Origin of the sequence: Actinophytocola oryzae (assembly GCF_004364325.1) — a bacterium.
Lineage (GTDB): Bacteria > Actinomycetota > Actinomycetes > Mycobacteriales > Pseudonocardiaceae > Actinophytocola > Actinophytocola oryzae.
In genome coordinates this window covers 327,185-340,604 of the sequence record NZ_SOCP01000011.1, presented here as the reverse complement: position 1 = coordinate 340,604, position 13,420 = coordinate 327,185, and the positions used below count along the sequence as shown (strand labels likewise).

15 protein-coding genes are annotated in these 13,420 nt (G+C 69.8%); 13 read left to right on the top strand and 2 right to left on the bottom strand.

Features of this window, described 5'->3' with window-relative positions; translation table 11 throughout:
* Positions 1 to 67 precede the first annotated feature (67 nt).
* The 12 genes from CLV71_RS28920 to CLV71_RS28865 all read left to right on the top strand — a co-directional run bounded on the left by CLV71_RS28920 (position 68) and on the right by CLV71_RS28865 (position 10,567).
* Positions 68 to 673, top strand: coding sequence for a class I SAM-dependent methyltransferase (locus CLV71_RS28920; RefSeq protein WP_133906008.1), 606 nt, complete (start codon positions 68 to 70; stop codon positions 671 to 673).
* A 62-nt stretch (positions 674 to 735) separates the two neighbouring features.
* Entirely contained in the window at positions 736 to 1,689 is a 954-nt protein-coding gene (locus tag CLV71_RS28915; protein ID WP_133906007.1) for a bifunctional riboflavin kinase/FAD synthetase, read from the top strand.
* 133 nt (positions 1,690 to 1,822) lie between these two features.
* Positions 1,823 to 2,302, top strand: coding sequence for a helix-turn-helix domain-containing protein (locus CLV71_RS28910; RefSeq protein ID WP_133906006.1), 480 nt, complete (start codon positions 1,823 to 1,825; stop codon positions 2,300 to 2,302).
* A 4-nt stretch (positions 2,303 to 2,306) separates the two neighbouring features.
* Positions 2,307 to 2,864 carry an RNA 2',3'-cyclic phosphodiesterase gene (gene thpR / locus CLV71_RS28905; RefSeq protein WP_133906005.1) on the top strand — a complete coding sequence of 186 codons (558 nt, stop codon included), beginning with the start codon at positions 2,307 to 2,309 and terminating at the stop codon, positions 2,862 to 2,864.
* Positions 2,865 to 2,980: 116 nt separating this feature from the next.
* Positions 2,981 to 3,250: a 30S ribosomal protein S15 gene (gene rpsO / locus CLV71_RS28900; protein ID WP_133906004.1), complete on the top strand. Its 270-nt coding sequence runs from the start codon at positions 2,981 to 2,983 to the stop codon at positions 3,248 to 3,250.
* Positions 3,251 to 3,500: 250 nt separating this feature from the next.
* On the top strand, positions 3,501 to 5,744 hold the full coding sequence (locus tag CLV71_RS28895) for a polyribonucleotide nucleotidyltransferase (protein ID WP_133906003.1): 2,244 nt from the start codon (positions 3,501 to 3,503) through the stop codon (positions 5,742 to 5,744).
* A 5-nt stretch (positions 5,745 to 5,749) separates the two neighbouring features.
* The gene (locus tag CLV71_RS28890) at positions 5,750 to 7,069 is read left to right on the top strand and encodes a M16 family metallopeptidase (RefSeq protein ID WP_243866760.1); all 1,320 of its coding nucleotides are present in this window, start codon (positions 5,750 to 5,752) and stop codon (positions 7,067 to 7,069) included.
* 5 nt (positions 7,070 to 7,074) lie between these two features.
* Positions 7,075 to 7,827, top strand: coding sequence for a 4-hydroxy-tetrahydrodipicolinate reductase (gene dapB / locus CLV71_RS28885; RefSeq protein WP_166664295.1), 753 nt, complete (start codon positions 7,075 to 7,077; stop codon positions 7,825 to 7,827).
* Positions 7,828 to 8,149: 322 nt separating this feature from the next.
* Positions 8,150 to 8,575 carry an RlpA-like double-psi beta-barrel domain-containing protein gene (locus CLV71_RS28880; RefSeq protein ID WP_133906001.1) on the top strand — a complete coding sequence of 142 codons (426 nt, stop codon included), beginning with the start codon at positions 8,150 to 8,152 and terminating at the stop codon, positions 8,573 to 8,575.
* Between the two features lie 5 nt (positions 8,576 to 8,580).
* Positions 8,581 to 9,183: a cell wall protein gene (locus CLV71_RS28875; protein WP_133906000.1), complete on the top strand. Its 603-nt coding sequence runs from the start codon at positions 8,581 to 8,583 to the stop codon at positions 9,181 to 9,183.
* 56 nt (positions 9,184 to 9,239) lie between these two features.
* On the top strand, positions 9,240 to 10,040 hold the full coding sequence (locus CLV71_RS28870) for a MauE/DoxX family redox-associated membrane protein (RefSeq protein WP_208297798.1): 801 nt from the start codon (positions 9,240 to 9,242) through the stop codon (positions 10,038 to 10,040).
* An 11-nt stretch (positions 10,041 to 10,051) separates the two neighbouring features.
* Positions 10,052 to 10,567 carry a DUF4265 domain-containing protein gene (locus CLV71_RS28865; RefSeq protein WP_133905999.1) on the top strand — a complete coding sequence of 172 codons (516 nt, stop codon included), beginning with the start codon at positions 10,052 to 10,054 and terminating at the stop codon, positions 10,565 to 10,567.
* Here the strand turns inward: CLV71_RS28865 and CLV71_RS28860 are convergent.
* The gene (locus CLV71_RS28860) at positions 10,564 to 11,073 is read right to left on the bottom strand and encodes a YqaA family protein (RefSeq protein ID WP_208297797.1); all 510 of its coding nucleotides are present in this window, start codon (positions 11,071 to 11,073) and stop codon (positions 10,564 to 10,566) included. The genes CLV71_RS28865 and CLV71_RS28860 overlap by 4 nt on opposite strands.
* 132 nt (positions 11,074 to 11,205) lie before the next feature.
* Positions 11,206 to 11,766, bottom strand: a complete 561-nt coding sequence (locus tag CLV71_RS28855) for a GNAT family N-acetyltransferase (RefSeq protein ID WP_133905998.1) — start codon at positions 11,764 to 11,766, stop codon at positions 11,206 to 11,208.
* 90 nt (positions 11,767 to 11,856) lie between these two features.
* Between CLV71_RS28855 and CLV71_RS28850 the strand changes: the two genes are divergently transcribed.
* On the top strand, positions 11,857 to 13,389 hold the full coding sequence (locus CLV71_RS28850) for a serine/threonine-protein kinase (RefSeq protein ID WP_133905997.1): 1,533 nt from the start codon (positions 11,857 to 11,859) through the stop codon (positions 13,387 to 13,389).
* The last annotated feature ends 31 nt before the right edge of the window (positions 13,390 to 13,420 follow it).

The window sequence follows — 13,420 nt, the reverse complement described above, 5'->3', positions numbered from 1 at the left end:
CCTAAGTCGTGGAGATATTACCGTTCGGGTCCTCGCCAGGTATCTCCCCGGCTGATAACAATCGGGCATGGCACGGGAAGCTCGCTGGCAGCGGTTCTGGGATCGCAGTGCACCCAACTACGACAGACAGATGGCCTACTGGGAACGCAAGCTCTTCCGCGACTCCCGCCAGTGGGCCTGTGGGCAGGCCACCGGGGACGTGCTGGAGGTCGCCGTCGGGACCGGGCTCAACCTGCCCTTCTACCCCGAGGACGTCGCGATCACCGGGCTCGATCTCAGCGACGGCATGCTCGAGCTGGCCAGGGCCCGGGGGCGGGCCGCGGTACTCCAGCGGGGCGACGCCCACGACCTGCCCTTCCGCGACGGCTCGTTCGACACAGTCGTCTGTACGTTCGGGCTCTGTGCCATCCCCGACCCGGACCGCGCCGTCGGGGAGATGGTGCGCGTGCTCCGGCCCGACGGGCGGCTGATCCTCGTCGACCACGTCGCCGGTACGTCCTGGCCCGTGCGGACACTGCAGTGGCTGCTCGAACGCGTGACCGTCCCCCTCCAGGGTGAGCACTTCCTCCGGCGGCCGTTCCTGCGGGTCCAGGCCCTGGGCCTCCACGTCGAGCAGCGGGAGCGGTTCGCCCGCGGGGTGGTCGAGCGGCTCGTCGCACGCAAGGGTGTGTGAGCCGCGACCCGATTGGACCCGGTCGGCATGGCCGTTCTCGCCCGGCTGCGTAGGCTGAGGTCGTGCGACGCTGGCGTGGGTTGGACGACCTGCCCGGTGGCTGGGGACGATGCGTTGCCACCATCGGGGTCTTCGACGGGGTGCATCTCGGGCACCAGGAGCTCATTCACCGGGCCGTGACGCTCGCCGAGGAGCGGGACGTCCAGAGTGTGCTGCTCACCTTCGACCCCCACCCCTCCGAAGTCGTGCGGCCCGGCAGCCACCCCGCGCAGCTGACGACCCTCCACCGCAAGGCCGAGCTGGTCGAGGGCATGGGCATCGACGTCTTCTGCGTCCTCCCCTTCACCCTCGAGCTGTCCAAGGTGCCGCCGGACGAGTTCGTGCACGAGATCCTCGTCGAGAAGCTGCACATCGCGGCCGTCGTGGTCGGCGAGAACTTCCGGTTCGGGCACCGCGCCGCAGGCAGTGTGGCCACGCTCACGCAGCTCGGCTCCCGGTTCGGGTTCGCGGTCGAGGGGGCCAAGCTCGTCACCGTGCCCAACCACCGGGCCGGCGAGGAGATCACCTTCTCCTCCACCTACATCCGGGCCTGCATCAACGCGGGCGACGTCACCGCGGCCGCCGCGGCACTCGGGCGCCCCCACCGGCTCGAAGGGATCGTCGTCCGGGGTGACCGGCGGGGCCACGAGCTGGGCTTTCCCACCGCCAACCTCTCCACCCCGCGCTATGCCGCCATCCCGGCCGACGGGGTCTACGCCGCCCGGTTCTCCCTGCTGAACTCGCCCCACCGGGGATCGCTCGCCGCGGCCGTCAGCGTGGGGACCAACCCGACCTTCTCCGGGCGGGAGCGGCGCGTCGAGGCGTTCGTGCTGGACGTCGACGAGGACTTCTACGGCCAGCGGGTCGCCGTCGACTTCATCGCCAAGCTGCGTGACATGGAGAAGTTCCCCTCGACGGAGGCACTGGTCGAGGAGATGCACCGCGACGTGGCGAGGACCCGCGACCTGCTTTCGTGATCACCCCGAGACCGTGCAGATGCGAACAGCTGTCCGGATTTGCCGCGTATCCCGCGCACTACTGGCAAGATGCTCTGAGGTCGGGAGCGAACACAAAGCGTCAGGTGAGCGGGACCCAGGGGAGTAAACGACGGTGGAGGACCACAAGATCGTCCAGCGCAACCTCGCGCTGCAACGCGAGTGGTATGGCGAGCCCCTCGGCGACCGGGTGCGCAGGCTGGTCGTCGCCTTCGACATCTCCCAGGCCTACCTCGCCGAGGTGCTCGGCATCAGCGCCCCCATGCTCAGCCAGGTGATGAGCGGGAGGCGCGCCAAGATCGGCAACCCCGCGGTGCTGGCCAGGCTGATCATGCTCGAGCGCAAGGTCCTCGTGCCGGACGTCGCGGCAGGCAAGAAGGAGGCGCTCATCCGCGCCCTCGAGGAGGTCCGTGCCTCGCGACCGTCCGTGACCAGGGACAACCTTCCGGTCGACATCGGGCGCAACGACCGGGTGGCGGTCGCCGCGTTACGCCGCGTCGCCGACGCCGGTGACCTCACCGCCGCCGCCGGCCTGCTCAACGGCCGGTTCCCCGAGCTGGCCGACCTGCTTCGGCGGGCAGGTCAGCCCCAGTAGGGACATGGTCCGCCTCTTCTCCGCGATCGAGCTGCCCGGCGAGGTCCGCGACGAGCTCGCCGACCGGCTCTCCGCCGTCCGGGCCACCGCGCCCGAGCTGAGCTGGAGCCCACCGGAACGCTGGCACATCACCCTCGGCTTCTACGGCGACCGCGAGCACGCCGACCGGCGCACCACCTGGTTCCGCGAGCGGGCCGCCCCGCTGCGTGGCTTCCGCGCCAGGCTCCGGGCCGCGGGCCGCTTCCCCGGCGTCCTCTGGATCGGCGTCAACGTGCTGGACGGCGAGCACGCGACCGCCCTGCGCGAGATGGCGGGTGCCCTCGCCGACCAGCACGTCGACCAGCTGGCGTTCGTCCCGCACGTCACCGTCGCGAGGTGGCGGCGGGGGCGTCCCGGCAACGACGTCGCGGCACGGGCGGCCGCCGCGCTGGACGGGTATCGTGGACGGTGGTGGCTGACCGACGAGGTCGTGCTGTACCGCAGCGACCCGACTCCGGAGGGACCGACGTACACGGCCCTGGACCGGGTCGCACTCTCGGGTGCGCCCGGTAAACAGCACTGATTACTCGCCTGTTAACCTTGGCCTTTGGGTCCGGCTGCGGTCCGTGGCGGCTGGTACCGACAACTCGGGTTTCCGGGACCGGAATCACGGCACATCTCAACCGAGGAGAACAACGAGTGGCGCTGTCCACCGACCAGAAGAAGACCATCCTGGACGAGTACGGGGTCCACGAGAAGGACACCGGCTCGCCGGAGGCCCAGGTCGCGATGCTGACCAAGCGCATCAGCGACCTGACCGAGCACCTCAAGGTGCACAAGCACGACCACCACTCACGTCGGGGCCTGTTGCTGCTGGTCGGCCGTCGCCGCCGGTTGCTCAACTACCTGACCAAGGTGGACATCGAACGCTACCGGTCGCTCATCCAGCGACTCGGCCTGCGCCGATAGGGACCCGGAGGGGGAGTGGTCAGATCGAGACCGCTCCCCCCGAGTCTTTATCGGACTGACAGAAAGACGTAAAGGGTTAGCGCTCGCCGCGTGCGGGGATCAGATCGCCGGTCCTCGGTAGTGGTCTCCGGGTGAAGAAGAACCCCGGGGACTTCGATCGAAGACCGGCCTTGTTCGGACCTCGACCCCCGTGCCCTGTTGCCCCGTATGGGGTGTGCGCGCGCCCGTGAGGACAACGAGGAGTTTCTACATGACCGACTTCAGCCAAGCTGGAGTTCACGAGACCACCGCCGTGATCGACAACGGCAACTTCGGCAAGCGCAGCATCCGGTTCGAGACCGGTCGCCTTGCCAGGCAGGCAGCGGGCAGCGTCGTGGCCTACCTCGACGAGGAGACCATGCTGCTGTCCGCGACGACGGCCTCCAAGCACCCGAAGGAGCACTTCGACTTCTTCCCGCTGACGGTCGACGTCGAGGAGCGCATGTACGCGGCGGGCCGCATCCCGGGCTCGTTCTTCCGCCGTGAGGGACGTCCCTCCACGGACGCGATCCTGACCTGCCGCCTGATCGACCGCCCGCTGCGCCCGTCCTTCGTGGACGGTCTGCGCAACGAGATCCAGGTCGTCATCACGGTCCAGTCGCTCAACCCGCAGGACCCCTACGACGTGCTGGCCATCAACGCGGCCTCCGCGTCGACGCAGCTCGCGGGCCTGCCGTTCTCCGGTCCGGTCGGCGGTGTCCGGGTCGCGCTGATCGGTGAGCAGTGGGTCGCGTTCCCGACCTACGAGCAGCTCGAGAAGGCCGCGTTCGACATGGTCGTCGCGGGTCGGGTCACCGACACTGGCGACGTCGCGATCATGATGGTCGAGGCCGAGGCCACCGCCAACGTGCTCGACCTGATCGCCGAGGGCCAGCAGGCGCCGACCGAGGAGGTCGTCGCGTCCGGCCTCGAGGCGGCCAAGCCGTTCATCAAGGCACTGTGCGAGGCGCAGGCCCGGCTCGCCGAGGTCGCCGCCAAGGAGACCCGCGACTACCCGACGTACCCGGCCTACCAGCCGGACGCGCTGGAGGCCGTCACGGCGGCGGTGTCCGACGAGCTGGCGCAGGCGCTGACCATCGCGGGCAAGCAGGAGCGCGAGTCGACGATCGACGAGCTCAAGGCCACGACCCTGGAGAAGGTCGGTGCGGTCGAGGGCGGCGCGTTCGAGGGTCGCGAGAAGGAGATCGGCGCCGCGTTCCGGTCGCTGAACAAGAAGCTGGTCCGCCAGCGCATCCTCCGCGACAAGATCCGCATCGACGGCCGGGGCATCACCGACATCCGGCAGCTGTCCGCCGAGGTCGCGATCATCCCGCGGGCGCACGGCTCGGCGCTGTTCGAGCGCGGCGAGACCCAGATCCTGGGTGTCACCACGCTGAACATGCTGCGCATGGAGCAGCAGATCGACTCGCTGTCCCCCGAGCAGCACAAGCGCTACCTGCACCACTACAACTTCCCGCCGTTCTCCACCGGTGAGACGGGCCGCGTCGGCTCGCCGAAGCGGCGCGAGATCGGCCACGGCGCACTCGCCGAGCGGGCACTGCTCCCGGTGCTGCCCAAGCGCGACGAGTTCCCGTACGCCATCCGCCAGGTCTCCGAGGCGCTGGGCTCCAACGGCTCGACGTCCATGGGCTCGGTGTGTGCCTCGACCATGTCGCTGCTCAACGCCGGTGTGCCGCTGAAGGCGCCGGTGTCCGGCATCGCCATGGGCCTGGTGTCCGACGAGGTCGACGGTGAGACCCGCTACGTGGCGATCACCGACATCCTCGGTGCCGAGGACGCGTTCGGCGACATGGACTTCAAGGTCGCGGGCACCAAGGAGTTCGTGACCGCGCTCCAGCTGGACACGAAGCTCGACGGCATCCCGTCCGACGTGCTCGCCGGCGCGCTGGCCCAGGCCCGCGACGCCCGGTACACGATCCTGGAGGTCATGGCCGAGGCCATCGACCGCCCGGACGAGATGAGCCCGTACGCGCCGCGCGTCACCAGCGTGAAGATCCCGGTCGACAAGATCGGCGAGGTCATCGGCCCCAAGGGCAAGATGATCAACTCGATCACCGAGGAGACCGGCGCCGACATCTCCATCGAGGACGACGGCACGATCTACGTCGGTGCGGCGGACGGCCCGTCCGCGGAGGCCGCGATCAACAAGATCAACGCCATCGCCAACCCGCAGCTGCCGAAGGTGGGCGAGCGCTTCCTGGGCACCGTGGTGAAGACGGCCGCGTTCGGCGCGTTCGTCTCGCTGCTGCCCGGCAAGGACGGCCTGGTCCACATCTCGAAGCTGGGCAACGGCAAGCGCATCGGCAAGGTCGAGGACGTCGTCAAGGTCGGCGACAAGCTCCGCGTGGAGATCGCCGACATCGACCAGCGCGGCAAGATCAGCCTGGTGGTCGTCAAGGAGGACGCCGAGGGCGACAAGGCCGAGGCACCGACCGACGTACCAGCGGAGGCATAACCGCGTTGGCGAGTAGTGCGAGCACCCGGGTCCTGGAGCGGACCGACGGCGGGTGCGTGGTCAAGCGCACCGTGCTGCCGGGTGGCCTCCGGGTCATCACCGAGCACGTGCCGGGTGTCCGGTCGGCCTCGGTCGGCATCTGGGTAGGAGTGGGTTCCCGCGACGAACAGCAGTCCGTCGCGGGGGCCGCCCACTATCTGGAGCACCTGCTCTTCAAGGGCACCGCGAAGCGCACCGCGGTGCAGATCGCCGAGGAGATCGACGCGGTCGGCGGTGAGCTCAACGCGTTCACCGCGAAGGAGCACACCTGCTACTACGCGCACGTGCTCGACACCGACCTGCCGCTGGCCATGGACCTGGTGTGCGACGTCGTGTTCGACGCGGTGCTCGCCGAGCGGGACATGGAGATCGAGCGCAGCGTGGTCCTCGAGGAGATCGCCATGCGCGACGACGACCCCGAGGACCTGCTGCACGACACGTTCTGCGAGGCGTTGCTCGGCGACCACCCGCTCGGCCGCCCGGTGCTCGGCACCGAGGAGTCGATCACGGGGATGAGCCGCAACGCGCTGAACGGGTTCTACCGCCGCCGGTACGCGATGCCGAGGATGGTGCTGGCCGCGGCGGGCAACATCGACCACGGCACCGTGCTGCGGCACGCACGCAGGCTGCTGACCGACCGGCTGACCGGCGAGCCCGCCGCCGTCCCCCCGAGGACGGGCCGGGCACGTATCGCGCAGCCGCAGAAGCTGGTGCTGCACACCGACGACACCGAGCAGGCACACCTGATGCTCGGCATGCGTGCCCTCGACCGGCACGACCCGCGCCGGTGGACGCTCGGCGTGCTGAACACCGCGCTGGGCGGCGGCATGAGCTCGCGGCTGTTCCAGGAGGTCCGTGAGCGGCGTGGCCTGGCGTACCAGGTCTACTCGTCGGTCGCGTCCTATGCGGACACCGGCCATCTGTCGGTGTACGCGGGTTGCCAGCCCGACCGCCTCGGCTCCGTCGCGGGCGTCGTGCACACGGTGATCGAGGACGTCGCGAAGGACGGCTTCACCGACGACGAGGTGGCGCGTGCGAAGGGCCAGCTGCGGGGCAACCTGGTGCTGGGCCTGGAGGACACCAGCTCCCGGATGTCGCGGATCGGCAAGGGCGAGCTGAGCTACGGCCAGTACCTGACGGTCGAGCAGACGCTCGAGCACATCGACGCGGTCACCGCCGAGGAGGTGGCCGACCTGGCCGCCGTGCTGCTGGCGCGGCCCGCCGCGGCCGCCCTGGTGGGACCCTACGCGAGCCGGGACGACGTGCCCGTCGAAGTGGTGAGGTGAACGTGGTGGGGACCTCCGTGCGGGTCGGTGTGCTCGGTGCGGGTGGCCGCATGGGTGCCGAGGTCTGCGATGCCGTGGACGCGGCACCGGACCTGACGCTCGTGGCCAGGGTCGACATCGACGACTCGCTGTCCGACCTCGTGGACGCGGGCGCCGACGTGGTCGTGGACTTCACGCACCCGGACGTCGTCATGGACAACCTCCGGTTCTGCGTGGAGCACGACCTCCGCGCCGTCGTCGGCACGTCCGGCTTCGCCCCCGAGCGGCTGGAGACGGTCCGAGGGTGGCTGTCGGCGAAGCCCTCGCTCGGCGTGCTGATCGTTCCGAACTTCGCGCTCGGTGCCGTCCTGTCCATGAAGTTCGCGCAGCTCGCCGCGCGGTTCTACCCGTCGGCGGAGATCATCGAGCTGCACCACGCCGGCAAGGCCGACGCCCCGTCCGGCACGGCCGCGCACACGGCGTCCCTGATCGCGGCGGCCCGCGCGGAGGCAGGCCTCGACAAGGCGCCGGACGCGACCACGTCGGCTCTGGAAGGCGCAAGGGGAGCGTTGGTCGACGACGTCCGCGTCCACTCGGTCCGCCTGGCCGGCCTGGTGGCCCACCAGGAGGTCCTCTTCGGTGGCGAGGGCGAGACCCTGACCATCCGCCACGACTCCCTCGACCGGAAGTCGTTCATGCCGGGTGTCCTGTTGGGGGTCCGCGAGGTCATGGGCCGCCAGGGCCTGACCGTCGGCCTGGAGAACGTCCTCTCCCTCTAGCCTCTTTGGTCGCTGTGCACGTCGCTGTTCGCGCTGTTCACAGCCGTCCGACCGTGCAACTGTGACTGAATTGGTCCATTCGCGGTGTCCACCTGCTCCGGTTGGTCGACGCGCGAAACGGGTACCGGCAAGTAGCGTCGGGCCTGTCAGTAGCTAACTAACTCTTGTCTGTTCGTGCGAAAGTCCCACCCCTGCTCCGGGACCTGTGCGCGATGAGGGCCAGGCGAGAGACCAGGTGAGCCCATGTTCCCTGCACGGGCCGCACCTCTCCTCGTCATGCCCTCGTGACGCGTGGCTCCGGGCTTCCCGAAGGGAACGACCCATGACAGAACTGGATCCGAGGGCACCCACGACCAACGAGGCGTCGTGGTTCTGTTGCGGCGCGGCCTGGGGCCCCTGCGGCTCCGCGGGCGGCGGCGCCTGTGGCAACTGCAAGTCCGGCAGCAGGCACTGCGCCTGGCCCAACACGTCCGACTCGTGCTACTCGATCACCAGGCCCGACAAATGCGGTAACGACGTCTTACGCCGCACCTGCGGGCACACCTTCTACGTCAAGAACCTCTGTGGCACAACGGAAATCTCCGTGGCGATCGCCGACTGCGGGCCGCAGACCGACCTGTGGTGCGGCGAGAAGGTGTGCTGCAGCGGCAAGTGCGCGACCAACCGCCTGATCGACCTGACGCCGTCCGCCTACAGCGCGATCGGCAACCTGTCCACCGGCATCATCCCCGTGACCATCAGGAGCTGAGGAACATGGCGGACATCCTGGGACGCAGGCGTTTCCTGTCCAGTGCCGTGCTCGGCACCACCGCGACCGTCGTCGCCGCGACGACGATGGGTTCACTCGCCCCCGAGGCCATGGCCGACCCCAAGCTCGACGTCGAGGCAGGCGCGGTCGACCCGAACTTCGTCGAGGGCCGGATCACCGGCATCGTCGGCGGCCTGCTGATCACCACCAGCTCCGACCGGACGATCAACCAGATCCACCTGACCAAGGCGACCAGCGTGTGGAAGCTGCGCCCGACCACGACCGACGCGGCGCAGGTCGGTGACGGCCTCTACGCGCGGGGCGTGCGCATGCCCGACGGGACCCTCGCCGCGGACGCCGTCTGGCTCAACATCGTGAACCTGCAGGTCCACATCACCTCCATCGGGCGCAACGTGCTGCACCTCGACCACAACGGCGACCGGATCGTCGGCCACGTCGTCGCGGGCACCACTGCGGCGGTCTACAACAACACCCCCGCCGTCGTGGACCTCTCGCTGCTTGAGGTCGGCAGGCACGCCCAGGTGATCGGCGCGTGGCGGCCGGACACCAACGAGGTCGACGTCGCAACGGTCTACGCGGCCGCGTGACCCCGGACGGCCGGGCCCACCACCCCGGCCGTCCCTTCCCAAGGAAGGACCTGCCCGTGATCGAACTGTTGGCGAGCACGCAGCAGGCCGTCGTCGGCGGCGTGCTGCTGTGGGCTAGTTGGTTCAAACTCCTACACCGCAACGCTTCCGCGGCGGCGCGCCGATCAGTGCTCGCCCGGCTGGTCGGCAGGGACCGTGCCCCGGCCGCGTACCGCGTGGTCGGCGTGGTCGAGGCCGCGGTGGGCCTGCTGCTCATCGCGCCACCCGCCCATCCGGCGGAAGCCGTTGCGGCGGCGGCACTCTCGGTCGGCATGCTGGGATATCTGGCGTACGGCAAGCTCAGGGCGCCGGAGTCGTCGTGCGGGTGCCTCGGCGACAAGCAGACACCGGTGCGCGGCCGAGCCTTCGCGCGGGCGGCCCTGCTGCTCGTGCTGAGCGCTTTTGCCGCCACGGCAAGCACTCCGTGGCTCGAACGTCCACTCGCGACGATCGGGCTCGTGGTCGTGGAGGCGGCTCTCGTCGTCGCACTGTCCCCGGAGCTGGACCGGCGGTGGCTGATCCCCCTGAGGCGGTGGCGGGTCCGGCGCAGCCACCCGCTGGCGACCCGCAGCGTCGAGGTGCCGCTGGAGTCGACCGTGCAGCAGCTGACGAAGAGCGAGGCCTATCGGTCGGTCGTCACACAGCTGACGTCTGACCTGATGGACCACTGGGACGAGGGTGAGTGGCGAATTCTCACCTATTCCGCGCGTATCCCGTCCGGTCCGGTAACAGCGGTTTTCGCGGTTCCCCGCCTGGCTTACGAGCCGGACCGGGTACGCCTCGCACTGGTGCCAACAGACGAAGAAGTATTCGTGTGACAATCGTACGGGTGGCGGATCTGCGGCTCCGCCGCCCGTACGACAAACTGTGCGCCATGAGCGACCAGGTGCGCGTGAGCTTCGCATTGGTGCAGGACTCGGAGGGTTGGCCGCCCGTGTCCGCCGAGCGGATGTGGGCGACCCCGACGAGCCAGGACAACGTGGTCGTGCTGGACAACATCCCGTTCTTCGTGCGCGATGTCGCGTGTTACGACGTTGTTGCCGTCACCGAGGACGACGAGGGTGTGCTCTGGGGCGGAAAGACCCTCAAATGGTCCGGTAACTGCACTATTCGGGTTATCCCGTTCCACGACGGCCCGTTGCAGGGCAACCGGCAGGCGGTGCTCGACGCGTTCGCACCGTTCGGTGTCGACGGGGAGGGCGCCGCGTCGCTGGCTCTCGTCGCCCTCAACGTGCCCGCGGACGCGGATCTGGTCGCGGTGAAGCGTCTTTTACGTGAAGGCGAGAAGGACAGGCGCTGGACGTGGGAGGAGGCCTGCATCGGCGACGCGTGGGCGGACGCCTAGAAGAACCATCCCGCGCAGATCGCGGGTGACGCGGCGAGCACGCTGAACCGGATGAACCGTCCGACCAGGCCCGCCCCGAGGAACGCCGCGAGGCTCATCCGCACCATCCCGGCGAGCACGGACGTCGCCATGAACGGCGGCAGGCCGAGCACCGAGCTGACACCGTAGGTGCCGACCATCCACCGAGGGTGCCGGTGACACTTCTCCCGCAACGCTTCCACCCACATGCGGATCCGCTTCGTCCTGCGGTGCCAGCGGACCTGGCGGGGCGTCTCGATCTTCTGCTTGCGGTGCATGAAGTTCGGCAGGTGCAGGTCGCCCTTGGCCGCGTAGTAGTACAGCAGCTTGCCGCTGACCTGCCCGATCGCGACGACCGCGCCGAGACACAGCCACGGGATGTGCGGCTGCTGCACGACCAGCCCGATCAGGAAGATCTCGATGCTGATCAGCGGGATCAGCGCGGACCCGAAGGCGACGCCGAGCGTCAGTCCGAGCCACGCGATCACCGGCAGACCTCCAGGTCGAGAACGGCGAGCAGCGTACCCGAGCGTTCGGCCGCTCGAGGCCACTCCTGCGAACAGCGGGCGACCGGGTCACCCACACTAGGGAGACGTCGCACACCGCCATGCGGTTGTGTCTTATTTCTCGAGTTCGAGACTCAGCGTGCCGGTCATACGTACCTCACGTAGCGGCCGGCCACCGGCATCGAGGGTACGCACCGTGCCGTCGGCCGCCCATCCGGCCAGCCCCCAGAAACCCATCGACGCCTTGTCCGCCTCGGCGACCCAGCTGATGCCCCTGGCCAGGCCGTCCTTTCGCATCGCGGCCGATGCGGCGGCGAGCAGCCTGCCGCCGTGGCCGCGGCGCCCCCAGCGTGGTTCGACGAGCAGCGTGCTGACGAGCGCGACCTGGTCGGCGTCCGGCACGGGCGTCCCGTCCGCCGCGGCGGACTCGTCCTGGGGTGACATCCCGGCGGCCACGAAACCGACGTGCCACGGGCCCTCGGTCGCCACGAACACGCGGGCGGGGCCCTGCTCGATGGTGTGCCGCCAGGTCTCCTCGGCCTCGGCGCCGTCGAGGGCGTCGAGCACGTCGGCGGGCAGCAGGTCGCGGTAGGCGGCCCGCCAGGTGGTGACCTGGATGCGGGCGATCTCGACGGCGTCGGAGGGCTCGGCGAGGCGGACGGAGGCTTCGGCCATGCGGACGAAACTAGTTGCTCTCGGCGACGGGCCCACCACGAGGTTCGATACCGGGCCGATCGCGAATATTGCTCAGCTACGCTTCCGTCCGTGACCGTCTCCGTCCCCGGCTACCAGATCGCCGACGTGCTGGGACGCGGCGGTTTCGGCGTGGTGTACCGCGCCCGCCACCTCACGATCGACCGTGAGGTCGCGATCAAGGTCGACACGCGGGTGATCCTCGACGACCGCGACCAGCGCCGGTTCCTCCGCGAGGTCAGGGCCGCCGGGCGGCTCTCGGGGCACCCGCACGTGGTGGAGATCTACGACGCGGGCGTGCTGCCGGACTCGCGGCCCTACATCGTGATGGAGCTCTGCTCCGGCGGGTCGCTCGCCGATCGCGGCCCCATGGCGCCCCGCGACGTCGCCGAGATCGGCCAGAGGATCGCGGACGCGCTGGCCGCCGCGCACGACCTCGGCGTGCTGCACCGGGACATCAAGCCGGGCAACATCCTGGTCAAGCGGTACGGCACGGTGGCGCTGTCCGACTTCGGCCTCGCCGCGCTGATGGAGACCGGCCGGGACACGTCGGTCACGCTGGAGGCACTGACCCCGGCCTACGCGGCGCCCGAGCAGTTCCACCTGGTGCCGCCGACGCCGCGGTCGGACGTGTACGCGCTGGCCGCGACGCTCTACACGTTGCTCAGCGGCCACCCGCCGCGTTACCCGGCCGACCGCGAGCTGAGCCTGCCGGAGATCATCCGGCTGCACGACACGCCGCTCGACGACCTGCCGGGCGTGCCGCCGCAGTTCATGGCGGTGCTGCGGCGGGGGCTCGCCAGGGACCCGGCGCACCGGTACCAGGACGCCGCGGCCCTGCGGGCGGACCTGTCGCAGCTCAACGTGGGTGACCTCCCGAGCCCCCGGCACGCGGTGACGTCGCCGGTCATGACGGCGGCCACGCCGAGGTACCCGCCGCCGACCCCACCGGGCGGGATGCCGCCGCAGTACCCGGTGGCCCAGCACCCGACGCCGCCCCCGTCCCGCCGCGCGGGCAGGGTCGGGATCTGGGTGGGTGCCGCGCTCGCGGCCGTGCTGGTGGTGACGGGGGTCTGGTACTTCGCGTTGCGCGACACCGGTGGCGGGGGCCACGGGGCGGCCGACACGATCAACCCCACGACGACGAGCCCCACGAAGACGCCGACCGAGACCTACGGCGTCCGGACGGTGACCGAGGGGTGTCCGGCGGCCGGGATCAAGGACGCGCAGGCCGCGTGCGTGGAGAAGGCCGAGTGCTGGTCGGGCATGGTCGTGATCAACGGCGAGATCGAGAGCATCCGCAGGCTGCCCTGCGACCAGGGGCACGTCTACGAGACGTACGCGATCGCGCTGGTGCCCGGCGACGTCGCGGACCCGTACGCGGACGTGCTCGAGGCGCACCCCGTCGTGCAGAAGGTGTGCTCGATGGACACGCTGCTGGCGTCGCGGTACGGGGACGCGTTGCAGTACGGGCCGGAGCGGTGGAAGCCGGAGGTCCTGCCGCCGTCCTCGGACGACAGGTCCACGGAGCTGGGTGTCTACCGCTGCGTGGCCACGATCACCGAGATCGGGACGATCCAGGGATCGGCCTTCCGCCCCCGCTGAGTCCTTTTTGTCGGTGCTCCGTGCGATCGTG